Source organism: Duganella sp. 1411, from assembly GCF_017833525.1.
Taxonomy (GTDB): Bacteria; Pseudomonadota; Gammaproteobacteria; order Burkholderiales; family Burkholderiaceae_D; genus Rugamonas.
In genome coordinates this window covers 70,855-88,053 of record NZ_JAFICD010000003.1, presented here as the reverse complement: position 1 = coordinate 88,053, position 17,199 = coordinate 70,855, and the positions used below count along the sequence as shown (strand labels likewise).

Annotated in this window: 14 protein-coding genes and 3 tRNA genes; 9 read left to right on the top strand and 8 right to left on the bottom strand. The window is 67.7% G+C overall.

Annotation, left to right across the window (positions count from 1 at the left end):
• Nucleotides 1–8: 8 nt before the first annotated feature.
• Nucleotides 9–1,220, bottom strand: a complete 1,212-nt coding sequence (locus JOD97_RS17440; RefSeq protein ID WP_209720719.1) for an MFS transporter — start codon at nt 1,218–1,220, stop codon at nt 9–11.
• A gap of 104 nt (nt 1,221–1,324) precedes the next feature.
• Between JOD97_RS17440 and JOD97_RS17435 the strand changes: the two genes are divergently transcribed.
• The 3 genes from JOD97_RS17435 to JOD97_RS17425 all read left to right on the top strand — a co-directional run bounded on the left by JOD97_RS17435 (nt 1,325) and on the right by JOD97_RS17425 (nt 5,735).
• Nucleotides 1,325–2,236, top strand: a complete 912-nt coding sequence (locus tag JOD97_RS17435; RefSeq protein ID WP_209720716.1) for a LysR family transcriptional regulator — start codon at nt 1,325–1,327, stop codon at nt 2,234–2,236.
• A 60-nt stretch (nt 2,237–2,296) separates the two neighbouring features.
• The gene (locus JOD97_RS17430) at nt 2,297–3,880 is read left to right on the top strand and encodes a S41 family peptidase (protein ID WP_209720712.1); all 1,584 of its coding nucleotides are present in this window, start codon (nt 2,297–2,299) and stop codon (nt 3,878–3,880) included.
• An 82-nt stretch (nt 3,881–3,962) separates the two neighbouring features.
• Nucleotides 3,963–5,735 (top strand): M14 family metallopeptidase, encoded by a 1,773-nt coding sequence (locus JOD97_RS17425; RefSeq protein ID WP_209720709.1) that lies wholly within the window; start codon nt 3,963–3,965, stop codon nt 5,733–5,735.
• A gap of 37 nt (nt 5,736–5,772) precedes the next feature.
• Here JOD97_RS17425 and JOD97_RS17420 read toward each other — a convergent pair whose 3' ends face one another.
• The 5 genes from JOD97_RS17420 to JOD97_RS17400 form a co-directional block, all read right to left on the bottom strand.
• Entirely contained in the window at nt 5,773–6,051 is a 279-nt protein-coding gene (locus tag JOD97_RS17420; protein WP_209720706.1) for a type II toxin-antitoxin system RelE/ParE family toxin, read from the bottom strand.
• Nucleotides 6,041–6,280, bottom strand: coding sequence for a CopG family ribbon-helix-helix protein (locus JOD97_RS17415; RefSeq protein ID WP_209720702.1), 240 nt, complete (start codon nt 6,278–6,280; stop codon nt 6,041–6,043). Before JOD97_RS17415 ends, JOD97_RS17420 begins: the two co-directional genes overlap by 11 nt.
• Before the next feature lie 40 nt (nt 6,281–6,320).
• Nucleotides 6,321–7,280 carry a tRNA 2-thiocytidine(32) synthetase TtcA gene (gene ttcA / locus JOD97_RS17410; RefSeq protein ID WP_209720700.1) on the bottom strand — a complete coding sequence of 320 codons (960 nt, stop codon included), beginning with the start codon at nt 7,278–7,280 and terminating at the stop codon, nt 6,321–6,323.
• 1 nt (nt 7,281) lies between these two features.
• Nucleotides 7,282–7,680: a dihydroneopterin aldolase gene (locus JOD97_RS17405; protein WP_090325667.1), complete on the bottom strand. Its 399-nt coding sequence runs from the start codon at nt 7,678–7,680 to the stop codon at nt 7,282–7,284.
• 63 nt (nt 7,681–7,743) lie between these two features.
• Nucleotides 7,744–8,544, bottom strand: coding sequence for an SDR family oxidoreductase (locus JOD97_RS17400; protein WP_209720697.1), 801 nt, complete (start codon nt 8,542–8,544; stop codon nt 7,744–7,746).
• A 153-nt stretch (nt 8,545–8,697) separates the two neighbouring features.
• Between JOD97_RS17400 and JOD97_RS17395 the strand changes: the two genes are divergently transcribed.
• Nucleotides 8,698–9,849, top strand: coding sequence for a class I SAM-dependent methyltransferase (locus JOD97_RS17395; protein WP_209720693.1), 1,152 nt, complete (start codon nt 8,698–8,700; stop codon nt 9,847–9,849).
• Between the two features lie 114 nt (nt 9,850–9,963).
• On the top strand, nt 9,964–10,962 hold the full coding sequence (locus JOD97_RS17390; protein ID WP_209720690.1) for a J domain-containing protein: 999 nt from the start codon (nt 9,964–9,966) through the stop codon (nt 10,960–10,962).
• A 7-nt stretch (nt 10,963–10,969) separates the two neighbouring features.
• Here the strand turns inward: JOD97_RS17390 and JOD97_RS17385 are convergent, their stop codons facing one another.
• Nucleotides 10,970–11,446: a chemotaxis protein CheW gene (locus JOD97_RS17385; RefSeq protein WP_209720687.1), complete on the bottom strand. Its 477-nt coding sequence runs from the start codon at nt 11,444–11,446 to the stop codon at nt 10,970–10,972.
• 256 nt (nt 11,447–11,702) lie between these two features.
• Here JOD97_RS17385 and JOD97_RS17380 point away from each other — a divergent pair, with 256 nt between their 5' ends.
• A complete protein-coding gene (locus JOD97_RS17380) occupies nt 11,703–13,286 on the top strand; it encodes a DUF3369 domain-containing protein (RefSeq protein ID WP_209720684.1) in 1,584 nt (527 codons plus the stop codon).
• Nucleotides 13,287–13,320: 34 nt separating this feature from the next.
• Here the strand turns inward: JOD97_RS17380 and JOD97_RS17375 are convergent, their stop codons facing one another.
• On the bottom strand, nt 13,321–16,602 hold the full coding sequence (locus JOD97_RS17375; RefSeq protein WP_229264545.1) for an EAL domain-containing protein: 3,282 nt from the start codon (nt 16,600–16,602) through the stop codon (nt 13,321–13,323).
• 241 nt (nt 16,603–16,843) lie between these two features.
• On the opposite strand from JOD97_RS17375, the gene JOD97_RS17370 reads away from it, so the two are divergent.
• From JOD97_RS17370 to JOD97_RS17360, 3 genes are all read left to right on the top strand, one after another.
• Nucleotides 16,844–16,928: transfer RNA gene (locus JOD97_RS17370), tRNA-Tyr, on the top strand.
• Nucleotides 16,929–16,976: 48 nt separating this feature from the next.
• Nucleotides 16,977–17,050: transfer RNA gene (locus JOD97_RS17365), tRNA-Gly, on the top strand.
• A 54-nt stretch (nt 17,051–17,104) separates the two neighbouring features.
• Nucleotides 17,105–17,179, top strand: a tRNA-Thr gene (locus JOD97_RS17360).
• Nucleotides 17,180–17,199: the final 20 nt, after the last annotated feature.

Sequence of the window (17,199 nt, the reverse complement as noted above, 5' to 3'; positions counted from 1 at the left end):
CGGGTTTTTTAGGCCGCCTTGCGCTGCCCGGCGGCGTGGCCCGCATACTCCGTCACCCAATACACCAGCGCCATGCCGGGGAAGGCCATCCCGGTCAGCAGCGCCGCGTGCCAGCCGTGCGTGGCGTACATCCAGCCGCCCAGCGCCGAACCGAGCGCGCCGCCGGCGAAGAACAGCGCGAAGTACACGCCGTTCAAGCGGCTGCGCACCTCCGCGCCCAAGGTGAAGATGGCGCGCTGGCCGAGCACCAGGTTGGCCGCCACGCCCATATCGAGCACGATCGAGGCCACCACCAGCATCGCCAGGGCGACGTTGCGCGATTCCGGCGCGATCATCGGCAGCGCGAACCCGACCACCCCCAGCGCCAGCGCGGCGGCCGTCGCCATCAGCGTGTGGCCGGCGTCGGCCAGGCGGCCGGCGATCGGCGAGGCCACCGCGCCGGCCATGCCGACCAGCGCGAAGATGGCGATGCCGGTCTGCGACAGGTGGAATTGCGGACCGGCCAGCATCAGCGGCGTGACGGTCCAGAATAAACTGAACGATCCAAACAGGCCGGCGTGGTAGGCGGCGCGGCGGCGCAGCAGCGGCGTGCGCAGGAACAGGTGCCACAAGGACGCCATCAGCGCCGCGTACGTGAGGTTAGACGCCGGCGCGCGCGGCGGCAGTTTGGCGCGCAGCACCAGCGCCACGGCCAGCACGATCAGCGCGGCGCCGCCGAAGACGACGTGCCAGTTGCTGGCGTCGGCCACCAGGCTGGCGACCGGGCGCGCCAGCATGATCCCCAGCAGCAGGCCGCTGACCACCTTGCCCACCGTGTGGCCGCGCGTCGATTCCTTCGACAGGTGCGCGGCGAACGGCACGATGATCTGCGCCGCCACCGATCCCAGGCCGATGCCCAGCGCGGCGGTCAGGAACAGCCACGCGCTGGTGCTGAACGCGGCCAGCACCAGCATCGCCGATGTGAACAGCAGGCCGCCGAAGATCAGGCGGCGGTTTTCCAGCAGGTCGCCCAGCGGGACGACGAACAGCAGGCCGAGGGTGTAGCCGATCTGCGTCAAGGTGACGATCAGGCCCGCCGCCCCGGGCGACAGGCCGGTGGCCGCGCTGATCGGGCCGACCAGCGTTTGCGCGTAATACAGATTGGCGACGATCAGGCCCGTCGCCGCGGCCAGCAGCAGCACCATGCCGGGGCTGATGTCGTTTTGTTCGGTTTTGCTCATGATGGCTCCATGGATGGTAGGTCGATGGGCCAAGTGTAGGCAAAACGGGGGCAAAGATAATTAGGGCATAATGCGCCCATACTTTTCACTTTATATGAACAATCATGGATCGCTTGAAAGCCATGCAGGTGTTTGTGCGGATCGTCGAGGCCAATAGCTACACCAAGGCGGCCGAGACGCTCGATCTGCCGCGCGCCGCGTTGACGGCGACGATCAACAAGCTGGAGGCCTTCCTCGGCACCCGGCTGCTGCAGCGGACCACGCGCCGCCTGTCGCTCACGCCCGACGGCGCCGACTACTTCAAGAAATGCCTCGATATCCTGCAGGCGGTGGAGGACGCCGAGGGCGCGTTCCGCGGCCAGGGCACGGCCAAGCCCAAAGGCCGGCTGCGGGTGGAGCTGCCCGGCGCCGTCGGCCGCAATCTGGTGATGCCGCATATCGCCGCCTTTTGCCGCGACTATCCGGACATCGACCTGGTCGTCTCGCTGAGCGAGCAGGTGAAGGATCTGACGCGGGAAGGGCTGGACTGCTCGCTGCGCGTGGGCGATTTGCCCGATTCGTCGATGATCGGGCGGCGCATCGGCAGCATGGGCTTTCTGACCTGCGCCGCGCCGGCCTACCTGGCCGCCCATGGCACGCCGCGCACGCTCGACGACCTGCACGCGCACCGCGGCGTGACGCATTTCTCCGGCCGCACCGGGCGCCCGTTCGACTGGGATTTCGTCACCGACGGCCGGGTGGTGACGATGGCGGTGCGCGGCGCCATCGCGGTCAACGATCCGGACGCCTACATCCTCTGCGCGCTGCAGGGCATGGGCCTGATCCAGGCGGCGCGCTACCAGGTGCGCCATCACCTGGCCAGCGGCGCGCTGGTCGAGGTGCTGGGCGATACGCCGCCCACGCCGATGCCCATCTCGCTGCTCTATCCGCAGGGGCGCATGGCGTCGCCGCGGCTGGGCGTGTTCGCCGCCTGGCTGGCCGGCCTGTTCCGCGACGACGCCGACCTGCAGGCTTGAATTGTAAAATTGGGTTGCTTTACTGACATGCAAGGCGCGGGAAGCGACTATAATGTTCCCATGAAAAAACATTCCATACTTTGGGCGGCGGCGGCCGCAACGTCGCTGGCGCTGCTGTCCGCATGCGGCGGCGGTGGCGGCGACAGCCCTGCCGCCAGCACCCCGCCGCCGGTCGTCGTCACCCCGCCACCGGTCGTCAACCCGCCGACCCCGCCCGCCACCGATCCCCCGCCGTCGACGCCGCCGGCCGGCCCGCCGGTGATCGATCCCAACAATCCGCCCGACTGGCTGGCGCTGGCCAACCGCTGCGAGCGGCCGCGCGCCGGCCATGCCGACGCGCAAGGCACGCTGATGGACGAGTTGAAGTGGCTGCGCTCCTTCTACGGCGAGACCTATCTGTGGTACCGCGAGCTGCCCACCGGTCTGCGCCTGGAAGACTACACGCGCGCGGTCGACTTCTTCGATGACTACAAGACGTGGGCGAGCACCGCCTCCGGCCGCGCCAAGGACCGCTTCCACTTCACCTATCCGACCGAGGCGTGGGAAGGCTTGTCGAGCTCCGGCACGGAGGTCGGCTACGGCGTGACGTGGTCGCGCAACGCCGACCCGGCGGCGCCGCGCGTCTGGGCGGTGGCGATGGTGGCCCCATCCTCGCCGGCGGCGCTGGCCGGCATGCGCCGTGGCGACGGTCTCTCGTCGGTCGATGGCGTGGCGCTGACCGACAACACCGTCGATGGCGTGGCGCGGCTCAACGCCGGCCTGTTTCCGGCCGCCGCCGGCGAGGCGCACCGCCTCGTGCTGACGCGCGCCGGAGTGCCGCTGACGGTCAACCTGACGGCCGCGCAGGTGGACAACCCTCCGGTGCAAAACGTCAAGACCATCGACACGCCGACCGGCAAGGTCGGCTACCTGCAGTTCGACGACCACAACCAACTCTCCGAGAGCGAGCTGGCGAAGGCGATCGGCACGTTCAAGGCGGCCAACGTCGTCGATCTGGTGCTCGACATGCGCTACAACGGCGGCGGCTACCTGGCCGTGGCCAACGAGCTGGCCTACATGATCGCGGGACCGGCCGCCACCAGCGGCAAGATCTTCGAACAGCTGCAATACAACGACAAGACCACGCCGCAGCCGCCGGACATGTTCCGCACCAAGGCCTACGGCTTCAAGTCGTCGCAGCTGGCCGGCGGCGCCGCGCTGCCGTATCTGGGACTCAAGCGCGTCACCATCCTGGCCACGGCGGGCACCTGCTCGGCCAGCGAATCGGTGATCAACGGCTTGCGCGGCATCGACGTCGAGGTCAATCTGATCGGCGGCGACACCTGCGGCAAGCCATATGGTTTCATCCCGGCGAATAACTGCGGCACCACCTATTTCGCGATCCAGATGCAGGGCGCGAACAACAAGGGCTTCGGCGATTACGCCGACGGCTTCCAGCCGACCTGCCGGGTGGGCGACGATCTCGATCACGCGCTGGGCGAATCCGCCGAACGCCTGCTATCGACGGCGCTCGCCTACCGCGACAGCGGCATCTGCCCGGCGCAGCCGATGGCCAACCGGGCGCGCGCCGCGTCGGGCGCCGTCTCCGGTCCGATGACGCTGGTCCGTCCGCAGGTCAGGGAAATCGCGATCCGCAATCGCTAGCGCGCAAAGCCGACTATAATTTCCAGCGTATCCGGTGCCGGCGCAGGCACCGGTCGATCAACCCCACGCTGGAAGCTTGTCCATGATTCGTTCCGCCATACTGCTTGCCTTCGCCGCAACCACCTCCGCCACCACGCTGGCCGCCGCACCGTCATCCCCCCTGAGCACCATCGCCGAGCGATCCGGATTCCAGAACACCGGCCGCTACGACGAGGTGGTCGAGCTGTGCGCGCGCTTCCAGAAGGCGTATCCGAAGCAGGTGCGGTGCTTCGAATTCGGCCGCACGCCGGAAGGGCGTCCGATGCTGGCGCTGGCCGTCTCGCGCAGCGGCGCGCTGACCGCCGAGCAGGCGAAAAAGCGCGGCCTGCCGGTGCTGCTGGTGCAGGGAGGCATCCACGCCGGCGAAATCGACGGCAAGGACGCCGGCTTCCTGGCGCTGCGCGAGGCGCTCGAGAACAAGGCCGCCCCCGGCGCGCTGGACAAGCAGGTGCTGTTGTTCGTCCCCGTGTTCAACGTCGACGGCCACGAACGCTTCGGCAAATGGAACCGGCCGAACCAGCGCGGCCCGGTGGAGATGGGCTGGCGCACCACGGCGCAGAACTACAACCTCAATCGCGACTACGTCAAGGCCGACGCGCCGGAGATGCAGGCCATGCTGGCGCTGGTGAACGCCTGGGACCCGCTGGCCTACATCGACCTGCACGTGACGGACGGCGCCAAGTTCCAGCCGGACGTGTCGATCCAGGTCGAGCCGGTGCACGGCGGCGACGAGGAACTGAAGCAGGCCGGCCTGGCGCTGCGGACGGCGGTGATGGCGGACCTCAAGGCGCAGGGCTCGGACCCGAAGCCGTACTACATCTCGTTCGCCGTCGACGACGATCCGGCGTCCGGCTTCGTCGACAGCATGGCCACGCCGCGCTACTCGACCGGCTACTTCCCGATGCGTAACCGCTTCGCCATGCTGGTCGAGACGCATTCGTGGAAGGACTATCCGACCCGCGTGCGCATCACCCACAACACCATCGTCTCGCTGCTGGCGCAGGTCGGCGCGCACGGGCAGGAATGGCTGAAGATGGCGCGCGACGCCGACGTGCGCGCGGCGGCGCTGGCGGGGGCCGAGATCCCGCTCAGCTACCGCACCACCTACAACACCAAGACCATCGAGTTCCCCGGCTACGAATACACGCGTTCCCATTCGGAGGTGTCGGGCGGCCTGATGACGCACTACGACGAGAGCAAGCCGCAGGTCTGGAGCGTGCCGCTGCGCGACGAGATCGTGCCGGATCTGCGGGTGGCCGCGCCCAGGGGCGGCTACCTGGTGCCGCTGGCCGACGCGGCCCGGGTGGCGGCCAAGCTGAAACAGCACGGCATCGCGTTCAAGGTGCTGGGCGCCGACCAGATGGCGGCGGAGGTGGAGACCTTCCGCGCCACCAAGACCAAGTTTGGCGCGCAATCGTTCGAAGGCCGGCAGTCGCTGGCGGTGGAGGGCGACTGGGGCCGCGAGCGCCGCAGCCTGGCCAAGGGTTCGCTGTTCGTGCCGATCGCGCAGCCCAAGGCGCGGCTGGTGATGACGATGCTCGAGCCGCGCGGCGCCGATTCGCTGCTGGCCTGGGGCGAGTTCAATAACGCCTTCGAGCGCAAGGAGTACATGGAGGAGTATGTGGCCGAGGATGTCGCGCGCGACCAGCTCGAGGCCGATCCGGCGTTGCGCGCCGAGTTCCAGAAAAAGCTCGACACCGACGCGGAGTTCAACAAGAGCCAGCAGGCGCGCCTGGAGTTCTTCGCGCGCCGCCACGCGTCGTGGGACGAGCGCTTCAACCTGTATCCGGTGATGCGCACGGCGCAGAAGTTCTAAGCCGGGCGGGGACCGCGCGGGAGGGCAGCAGGTTAGCTTAGCGCTTCCGCGCGGTGTGCCAAATTTGAAGTATTTCTATCCGATCGGATTTGATTCGGTAAGTAATCAGGTAATGACGGTGGACAATGAGCTCGCGAATGCCAGGCGTTGTCTCGCGTCCCAAGTGCGGACTCGTGCGCAGCGCCTCGGTTTTGGCGCGGATGGCTTGTGCCAGTTTACGTGCTGCCAATGGCTTGTCGATCGACACAAAATCGACAATATTGGACAGATCGGATAGGGCGCGGCGGGACCAATGCGGCTGCAGGTCAGGCGCCATACCGGGAAAACCACTCGTCGACCTCGTCCGTCGAGGCGAACTCCCCATTGTCCGCCTCGACGATGGCTTGCTGCAGATCAAGTAGTTGCGGCACCCGCCAAGCGACGTAATGCGCCAGCGCGTCCGCCGCTATCGATTCAACGGGCTGGCCGGACAAAGCCTCGATCTGATCTATCGCGCTCTTCATTTCGGACGACATCGCGACTTCGATGTTGAGGCGGTCGGTCATGACGCACTCCCGTTAAGAACCAGCTTTAATTATATGCCTGTTACGGTGCCCGCTTGAGCACTTCGCTTTGGATCGCGAACGCGCCATTCACGCCGTCGAGCGTGATGCTCTCGTCCTTGTCGAACAGGATGTCGCCACTGAAGCCGCCCTCGGGCGCGCGCATCTCGTTGGCGCTGAAGTCGAACAGCCCGCGGTCCATCATGTGCGACGGCTTGATGTTGCCCATCGCCGTGAACATGCTCTTGATCCACAGCGGATTTTTCTGCTGCCACGTCGCCAGCATCTCCTTCATCGCCTGCCGCTGCAAATTGGGCTGCGAGCCGCACAGGTTGCACGGAATGATGGGGAAGCCCACCTTGCCGGCGTACTTTTCGATGTCCTGCTCGCGGCAGTAGGCCAGCGGGCGGATCACCACGTTCTCGCCGTCGTCCGCGGTCAGCTTGGCCGGCATGGTCTTGATCGTGCCGCCGTAGAACATATTGAGCAGGAAGGTCTCGAGGATGTCGCCCTGGTGGTGGCCCAGCGCGATCTTGGTCGCGCCCAGCTCCTTGGCGGTGCGGTACAGGATGCCCCGCCGCAGGCGCGAGCACAGCGAGCAGGTGGTCTTGCCCGGCTCGATCTTCTCGGTCACGATGCTGTAGGTGTCCTGCTCGACGATCTTGTACGGCACGCCGATCTTCTCGAAATACGCCGGCAGCACGTGCTCCGGGAAGCCCGGCTGCTTTTGATCGAGGTTGACCGCGATCAGGTCGAACTTGACGGGCGCGATTTTCCGCAGGTGCATCAGGATGTCGAGCATCGTGTAGCTGTCCTTGCCGCCGGACATGCACACCATCACCAGGTCGCCCTCGGTGATCATGTCGAAGTCGACGATCGCCTTGCCGGTCTGCGTGCGCAGCTTCTTTTGCAGCAGCTCGAAGCGGCGCGAGTCGGTCGGGTCGCGCTCCGGCGCGGTGGCCGGAGCCTGGTGGTCTTGCGGGAGGTGCAGTGGGGCGTTCATATCAGACGTTGTCCTTGATCTTGAATACTTCGACGCCGACGCCTTCGCAGTCCGGATACACGTCCGGCTTCATCGTCGACACGCGGGCGGCGCGCACGCGCGGGTGGTCCAGCATCGCGCGCACGATGTCGTCGCACAGGCTTTCCTGCAGCTGCACGTGGCCGCGCGCCATCAGCTTGGCGATGGTGTCGCGGATGAAGTCATAATCGACCACCTCGTCGAGCTGGTCGTGGGTCGGCGTCGACACCGCCAGCGGGATGTACAGGTCGACGTTGATCAGCAGCCGCTGCTCGCCCTTTTTCTCGAATTCGTACACGCCGATGTTGATCAGCACTTCGTAATTGCGCAGGAACAGGCGGCGGCAGTCGGTCAGGCTCGGGTGGGACAGGGCGGACAACATGGGGTTACCTTCTTTCGATTTAAATTATTTGGCCAACTCAGTTGGCCAACTCATTTGGCCAGCTCATTTAGCCAAGAACATCACGTCGCGCGGCAGCGGCACCAGGTGCTGGCCGCCGTCGACCAGCAAGGTGGTGCCGGTCAGCGCGCGCGCCGAGGCGGCGTAGACGACGCTGTCGGCGATGTCCTCGGGGGTGCTGGAACGGCCCAGCGGGGTTTGCTGGTGCGCGTTGGCGAAACCGGCCTCGGTCTGGTCGCCGGACACCATCGTGATGCCCGGCGCGATGCCGACCACCCGCACCGCCGGCGCCAGCTGCTGCGCCAGCATCGTCGTGGCGGTGTGCAGCGCGGCCTTCGACAGGGTGTACGACAAAAAATCCGGATTGAGATTGTACAGTTTTTGGTCGAGCAGATTGATGACGGCGGCCGGCTCGCCGCCGCCGATGGTGGCCGCGTGCAGCGCCTGCGCCAGCAAAATCGGCGCGGCGACGTTGGCGCGCATGTGGGCGTCGAGCCGGGCGGCGGTGAAGTCGGCGGCGCTGTCGTAGTCGAACAGCGAGGCGTTGTTGACCACGCAGCGCACCGGCCCCAGGGCGGCGATGGCGCGCGGCAGCAGCGCGCGCACCGCCGTCTCGTCCGACAGGTCGCATTGCAAGGTGACGGCGCGCCGGCCCAGCGCGGTGATCTGCGCCGCCACCTGGGCCGCCTCGTCGGCCGAGGCGCGGTAGTGCACCGCCACGTCCCAGCCGGCGCGCGCCAGCCCGAGCGCGATGGCGCGGCCGATGCGGCGTCCGGCGCCGGTCACGAGGGCGACGCGGACGCCGGCCGCCGGGATGTGGTTTGGAGTGTGCTGCGCTGTCGTCATAATCGATGTCAAAAATATTGTCGGTGGCGCGCGCCGGCCAAACCCCATAGGCGTTTGGCGATGCGCACGCGTCACCACTTAGGGGTCGTACCCCGTCGGGGTACGACCCCGCTTGGCCGTGCGGGTTAAGCCCCGATTCGCTACAATGCCGGTATGTCCCTACCCGTACCCTCTAGCGACGCGCTGGCCGCGTCCCACGCCCTGCAACGCCTGATCGCCGCCGACATCGAACGCCACGACGGCGCCATTTCCTTCGCCCGCTACATGGAGTTGGCCCTGTACGCGCCCGACCTGGGCTACTACAGCGGCGGCTCCGCCAAACTGGGCAAGGATGGCGATTTTACAACCGCGCCGGAGATGACGCCGCTGTTCGGCGCCGCGCTGGCCCGCGTGGCAGCCGCTATTATCGCCCAAAGCGCGCCGCGCATCCTCGAATTCGGCGCCGGCACCGGCCAGCTGGCGTTCGACCTGCTCACCGCGCTGGCCGCCGACGGCGTCGCCGTCGAGCGCTATTTCATCGTCGAGCTGTCCGGCGAGCTGCGCGCGCGCCAGCGCGAACGGCTGCGCGCCTTCCCGCAGGTGGCGTGGCTCGACGCCCTGCCCGAGGCGTTCGACGGCGTCGTCTTCGGCAACGAGGTGCTCGACGCCATGCCGGTGCAGCTGGTCACCCGCCACCCGGACGGCTGGCGCGAGCTGATGGTGACGGTGCGCGACGGCCGCTTCGACTGGCTCGAGGCGCCGGCCGCGCCGGAACTGCTGGCGCGCATCGAGCGCCAGGTCGCCGGCCACGCGGAGCTACCGGTCGGCTACGTCACCGAGGTGCACGGCGTGGCCTGCGGCTTCATGGCCACGCTGGCGCGCATGCTGGGCAACGGCGGCGCCAACGCCGCCTTCCTGTTCGATTACGGCTTCCCCGCGCACGAATACTATCTGGACCTGCGCGCCACCGGCACCCTGATGTGCCACTACCGCCACCACGCCCATCCCGACCCGTTTTATTATCCGGGCCTGCAGGACATCACCGCCCACGTCGACTTCACGGCGATGGCGCTGGCGGCGCAGGACGCCGGCGCCGGCGTGCTGGCCTACCTGAACCAGGCCGCCTTCCTGATCGGCGCCGGCATCGGCGAGCTGCTGCTGCGCACCGACCCGGCCGACACGCTGCACTACCTGCCGCAGGCGGGCGCCGTGCAAAAACTGCTGTCGCCGGCGGAAATGGGCGAGCTGTTCAAGGTGCTGGTGGTCGGAAAGAACGTAACATTGCCCGAGGCCATCACAATGCATGACCGCAGTCATCGTTTGTAGACAAAATGGCACAATAGCTGGAAAAGCAAAGCGGCCGCGCGGCCGATCGGCGCGATGCGGGCGCGAAGATCGGCTATGATGGAAGATCGAGCGCCGCTAAGCCATATTGGAACAATGGGAAAGATACACACACATTATGACAACCTGAAGGTGTCGCGCATGGCGCCGCAGGAAGTCATACGTGCCGCCTACAAGGCCCTCAGCCAGAAATACCACCCGGACAAAAATCCGGGGGACGAGAAGGCTGCGCGCATCATGGCCATTCTCAACAGCGCCTACGACACCTTGTCCGACACCCAGCGCCGCCGCGAGCACGACGAGTGGATCGCCGCCGAGGAGTGGGAGATCGAGTGGCTCGAGAGCACCCGCAACGACGAGCGCGGCGGCGACCGCCCGCGCCACGACGCCGACCGCTGGGGCGCCGAGGCGGTCGACGACGCGCGGCCGGCGGCGTCGCCGCTGCGCAAATGGAAGTGGTGGGGCGCGCTGGCCGGCTGCCTGGTGGTCGGCTGGCTCGGCGGCGCCATGGTGTCGGAGTCGGCGCTGCTGGAGGCCGCGCTGGGCGGCAAGGTGCGCGCCGCGTCCGCCGCCAGCCGCGCCGAACCGCAGCGCACCCGGCCCGAGCCGCGCGACGTCTGGGCCGGGCAGCAGCCGTTCTACCCCGAGGCCGACACCTCGCCGGCGCCCAAGGGGGCCCCGGTCAAGGTGGTGGCGATGTCGCAGATCGTGCTGCCGGGCCTGACGCCCGACTGCGACGCCGACAGCCAGACCCTGGTCGCGCCCAACGGCGAGCCGTGGCCGGCCAACTCCGGCTATCTCGAGGGCTTCACCGTCGGCAACCGCGGCGACGACATCCAGCTCATGCTCGACAACGGCAACAACGCCTCGGCCGTGTTCATCAAGGTCTACGACGTCGAGCGGCGCGCCAACGTGCGCTACGCCTACGTGCGCGCGCACGACAAGCTGATGGTCGACAAACTGGCCAACGGCAAGTACGAGATCCGCTACCAGAACCTCGAGCCCGGCGCCAACCGCGGCGGCTGCGCCGGCGCCGTCGCCGCGCCCAGCCGCACGGCCGCCGCCGCCGCGGGCGCCACCTCGCTCAACAACTAGCCGGCCGTCAGCTGGCCACCGTGTCCATCAGGCCCATCTCGTCGCTCGACATCAGCTTGTCGATGTTTACCAGGATCAGCATGCGCTCGTCGATGGTGCCCAGGCCGATCAGGTAGTCGGAGCTGAAGGCGGTGCCCATCTCCGGCGCCGGCTTGACCTGCTCGGGCGTCAGGGTGGTCACGTCGGAGACCGAATCGACCACCATGCCGACCACGCGGCCGCCGATGTTGAGGATGATGACGACGGTGAACTGGTCGTACACCGGCTCGCCCAGGTTGAACTTGATGCGCATGTCCACCACCGGGATGATGATGCCGCGCAGGTTGATGACGCCCTTGATGAACTCGGGCGCGTTGGCGATGCGGGTGACCGCCTCGTAGCCGCGGATCTCCTGCACCTTGAGGATGTCGATGCCGTATTCTTCCGAGCCGAGGGTGAAGGCCAGGAACTCCCGGCCGGCGATGTCGGATGCGTTTTCTTGCATGGCGATGGTCCTTGTCTGGGGGCCTGGGCGTAGCCTTGTTGTGGTCCTTGAAATGTTGATTCCGCCGGCGACAGCCGCCTTACAAGAGTATCAGAGTCGCGCCGCCGTGACGAGCGCCGGCGCGGCGCCGTTTAGTAAAAAGCCGCACGCTGTTGCTATCGATTCTAAGAAGCTTGTCACAGGGTACGAATCTGATTATGCTAGCCCAAGCTAAGGCACACGGCGCGGCCGGACGCCGCACCTTCCAGGAGACTGTATGACAGACGCAACCGCCTCAGACGACGACTGGCTGATCGACGAAGACGAGGACGTCCAGCCGGAGGCGGGGGCGGGCGCTCCCGAGCAGCGCCAATGGCGCGTGCTGATCGTCGACGACGACGTCGACGTCCACGCCGTCACCCGGCTGGCGCTGCGCAACGTCAGCTTCAAGGGCCGCGAGCTCGAACTGTTCTCCGCCTACAGCGGGCGCGAGGCGTTCGACATCCTGCGCGACACGCCCGACATCGCGCTGGTGCTGCTCGACGTGGTGATGGAGACCGACGACGCCGGCCTGATCCTGGCGCGCCGCATCCGCGAGGAGCTGCACAACGCCATCGTGCGCGTGGTGCTGCGCACCGGCCAGCCGGGCCAGGCGCCCGAGCAGCGCGTCATCATCGAATACGACATCAACGACTACAAGGCCAAGACCGAGCTGACCACGCAGAAGCTGTTTACCACCGTGATCTCGGCGCTGCGCGCCTACGAGAGCCTCAACATGCTCGAGCGCAGCCGCATCGGCCTGGGCAAGATCCTGGCCGGCGCCACCAACCTGTACCAGATCCACTCGCTGCGCGAATTCGCCTCCGGCGTGCTCAACCAGGTGAGCGCGATCCTCGACGTCGGCGCCGACGGCGTGCTGTGCCTGATGCAGGGCGACACCGGCGTCACCACCGTGGTGGCGGCCACCGGCGGCTACGCGGCGCTCAACGAATCGGAGCTGATGCCGAGCGGCCACCCGCTGTGGCCGACCATCGCCAAGGCCTTCGCCGAAAAGAAAAGCCAGTTCGACCACCCGGCCAACGTGTTGTTCATCCACACCCAGGAAAACCGCGAGGTGGCCATCTCGGTCACGCCGCCGTGGCCGCTGGCGCAGATCCAGCGCGATTTGCTCGAGGTGTTCTGCCAGCGCATCGCGGCGGCGTTCGACAACCTGTACATGTTCGGCCAGTTGCGCAAGGCGCAGGAAGCCACCGTGGTGGCGCTGGCCGACCTGGCCGAGTTCCGCGACAGCGGCACCGGCGGCCATGTGCGGCGCGTGCAGCTGCTGTCGTCGTCGCTGGCGGCGCGCCTGGCCGAGCGCGGCTCCTACCCGGACGAGATCACGCCGCAGCTGCTGGAGATGATCGGGCTGGCGTCGATCCTGCACGATGTCGGCAAGGTGGCCACGCCGGACCACATCCTGCTCAAGCCGGGCGCGCACACGCCCGAGGAGCGCGCCGAGATGCAGACCCACGCGGCGGTGGGGCGCGCGATCCTCGAGCGCGCCGCCGGCATGGTCGACGGCGTCAGCTACCTGACGTACGGCGCGGCGATCGCCGGCGGCCACCACGAGCATTTCGACGGCAACGGCTATCCGAACCAGCTCAAGGGCACCGACATCCCGATCGCCGCCCGCATCGTCGCCGTGGTCGACGTGTTCGACTCGCTGCTGCACGAGCGCCCGTACAAGGAGCCGTGGCCGCACACCGAGGTGATGAGCTACATCACCGAGCGCGCCGGCAAGCAGTTCGATCCGGAGGTGGTGGCCTCGCTGCTGGAGTTGATCGAGCGCGATCCGACCATCGGGCGCACGCCGGAATAGGCGCGGCGCCGCCGGCGGCGCACGCAATGGCCGATTACGCTGCGCTAATCCGCCCTACGTGGAGCCGTTGGTTTTCTTCTTTCACCATCGCCTCGAACTGCGCGGCCGGCATCGGCCGCGCGAACAGATAGCCCTGCGCCTCGTCGCAGCGCTTGGCGCGCAGGAACTCCTTCTGCGCCTCGGTCTCCACGCCTTCCGCCACCACCCCCAGCCCCAGCGAATGGGCCAGCGCGATGGTCGCCGCGACGATCACCGCGTCGTCCGGATCGGTCTCGATGTCCTTGACGAAGCCGCGGTCGATCTTGATGCGGTCGATGTCGAACAGCTTCAGGTAACTGAGCGACGAATACCCGGTGCCGAAGTCGTCGATCGCCACCTTGATGCCGCGCGAGCGTAGTTCCACCAGCAGCGCGCGGCTGCGCTCCGGGTCCTGCATCGCCGCCGATTCGGTGATCTCCAGCTCCAGCAGCGCCGGATCGATGCCCTGGCTGCCGAGCAGCTGGTCCAGGTGCGGCAGCAGGCCGGCGCCGTGGCACTGGCGCGCCGACAGGTTGACCGCCAGCCGCAGGTGCCCCAGCGCCGGCGTGCGCCACGCCGCCAGCAGCCCGGTGGCGCGCTTGAGCACCCAGTCGCCCAGCGGCAGGATCAGGCCCGACTCCTCGGCGATCGGGATGAAGCGGTCCGGCCCCACCAGGCCCAGCTCCGGATGGTGCCAGCGCAGCAGCGCCTCGGCGCCGATCACGCGCTGCGTGGCCAGCTCCACCTGCGGCTGCAGATACAGCTCGAACTCGTCCTGCTCGAGCGCCTGCCACAGGCGGTTCTCCAGTAGCAGGCGCTCGTGGGTGGCGGCGTTCATCTCGGCCGAGAAGAACTGGAAGTTGCCGCGCCCCTGGCTCTTGGCCGCGTACATCGCGGTGTCGGCGTGGCGCATCAGGGTGCCGCCGTCCTCGCCGTCGGACGGGAACATCGCCACCCCCACGCTGGCGCCGCTGTGCACCGTCTTGCCCTGCAGCGCGTAGGGCGCCGTCAGCGAGTCGACGATGCGCACGGCGATGTTGGAGACGTCGTCCGGCGACACCGTGCCGGCGGTGACGACGATGAACTCGTCGCCGCCGAGGCGGGCGATGATGTCGACCTCGCGCATCAATTCGCGCAGGCGCTGGGCCACCGCCACCAGCAGCAGGTCGCCGGTCTGGTGGCCGTGGGTGTCGTTGATCTTCTTGAAGTGGTCGAGGTCGATGAACAGCAGCGCCGCCGTGCCGTGCGCGCGGCGCGTCTGCGCCAGCAGCTGCTCCAGGCGCAGGTTCAGCGACAGCCGGTTGTCCAGCCCCGTGAGGGTGTCGTGGTGGGCCAGGCGGTGGATGCGCTCCTGCGCCACGTGCTGCTCGGTCAGGTCGTGCAGGATGGCGACGAACAGGTGCTCGTCGGGCAGCTCGACCTCGCTCACCGAGATCGCCAGCGGGAACTCGCCGCCGTCGCTGCGCCAGCCCGTCAACGTGTAGTCGTGGGTGACGCCGCAGGCGATCATGCGCAGCAGCCCGGCCGCGTCGAGGCCGTCGGCCTCGCCGACGCCGACCGGGATCAGGCGCTCGAGCCGCAGCCGCGTCATCTGCTCGGGCGTGTAGCCGAACAGCCGTCCGGCCGCCGCGTTGGCCGACATCAGCAGGCCGTCGCCGTCGATGGTGAGGATGGCGTCGGCGGCCTTGTTCAAGATCGCTTGCAGCCTGGCCTCGCGCTCGCGCAGGCGCGCCGTGCTGTCCTTGACCTGGGCCTGGATGCGCGCGCGCTCGCCGCTGATGAGTAGCATCAAGGTGCCCAGCAGGCCGGTCAGCAGCAGGCCGCCGGTCAGCACCGTCCAGCTTTGCCAGCCGCGCTGCTGCTGCAGGTAGGCCGGCGTCGGCGCCAGGGTCAGCTCGTAGATGCGCCCGCCGAAGTGCAACTGGTGCTGGAAGTCGCCGGCCGCCGGCGCGCGCTGCAAGGTGTCGCGCACCACGCGCCCCGGGGTGTCGTCGTCCATGTCCTCGAAGCGCACCAGGAAGTGCTCGAACTCGGAGCGCTTGAGCGCCTGGTCGAGGTAGGCGTCGAACTGCAGCGCGATCAGCAGCGAGCCGACCGCCTGGTGCGTCACGCTGGCCGGGTAGACCGTCTGCAGTAGCAGCAGGCCGTAGCCGGGCAGCGTGCGGGCGAACTGCAGCGGCGCCGTCGCCGTCGGCTGGCCGGACTGGATCGCCCGTTCCAGCGCGGCGCGGCGCTGGTCCTCGGACAGGAAATCGAGGCCGACGTAGTCGCGCCCCTCGGCCGGTTCGACGAACGTGACGGGGAAATAGCGCGGCCGCGGCGCCGCCGTGCGCAGCGCGCCGGTCAGCGAGCGCTCGCGGATCTCGAACGCCGGCCCCACGTGCTGGCGCGCCCAGGCCTCGAACGCGTGGCGCTCGGCGCCGGGCACCGGCATCAGCCAGGCCATCGACAGCAGCTCCGGGCGCTGGTCCAGGTAGCCGTGCGCCAGGTTGCTGAAGTCGTCGGCGCTGAGCGTGCGGCGCGGGTCGTTGAGCGCCTTGGCCATGGCGAAGATGAAGCGTTCGTGCTCGCTGAACTGCGACTGCAGCAGGTCGCCGGTCTGCTGCGCCTTGAGGCGGAAGGTTTGCAGCTGCTGGTTGTTCTCCCATTTGTCGGCCTGCACGTAGATGGCGATGAAGGCGGCGGCCGACAGCACCAGCGGCAGGCCCACCAGCATGCGCCGGCGCTCCCACAGCGCGCGCGGGCGGCCGATGACGATCCACGTCAACGGCGCGGCCAGCAGGATGCCGATGGTGTCGCCCATCCACCAGGCCAGCCAGTCGGCCACCAGGGCGTCGGCGCGCAGCGCGCCGGCCAGCACCATGCCCGACAGCGAGACGGTGCAGCTGGTGACGGTGACGCTGACGGCCAGCAGGATGAAGCGCACCACGTCGGCGCCGGAGCCGATGGCCGGGTCGATGGCGCGGCGGAACAGGGTGGCGCCGACCCAGGCCTGCAGCGCGGCGCCGGCGGCCGCCGCCAGCGCGCCGAGCACGGCGGTGCCGGTGATGCCGCCGGCGCTCATCCACGGATGCACCAGGTTGACGCACATCGAGCCCAGCGCGACGGCCGGCAGCAGGCGCGCGCCGCCGACGGCGCAGGCGGCCAGGGCGATGCCGGCGGGCAGGAAGATGGGGGAGGCGTAACCCGGCGGCAGCGCCAGCATCAGTCCCAGGCGGCCGGCGACCACGTAGGCGGCCAGCAGGGCCAGGTTGAGCGCCGCGGTGCGGCCGGGACGATTGAGCTGCTTGGTGTTCAACGGCGGGGCTCCCGGTGGGTCGAAAGGCGGGTCGAAAGGCGGTCGAAAGGTGGTCGATCCGCCGCCGATTGTATAGGAAATCATTCAGCGTAAAAACAACACTTGCACTTTCGCACGCGGTGCAGTTAAAATCTCGCCCCGAAGCAGACGGTTCATCCTCAGGACGCAAAATAACGCGGTCCAAATGCAGTAGGAGGGTTGACAGGTCGAAGAAGTTGCTTCATACTCTGCGGTTCCTCGCGGAGGGGTGGCCGAGTGGTTAAAGGCGACAGACTGTAAATCTGTTCTCTATGAGTACGCTGGTTCGAATCCAGCCCCCTCCACCAAGTTGTTGCGGTGAGACTGAGTAGCAAAAGTGAAATGAACGATACCTCGCGGGTGTAGCTCAATGGTAGAGCAGAAGCCTTCCAAGCTTACGACGAGGGTTCGATTCCCTTCACCCGCTCCAGTGTTGTTGCAATGCAGATGCGCAGGCAGGGCATCAAATGGCAGTACCCAATAAGCCCTTTTAGCTCAGTGGTAGAGCACTCCCTTGGTAAGGGAGAGGCCACGTGTTCAATCCACGTAAAGGGCACCAGAATTCGCAGTATCCGCAGC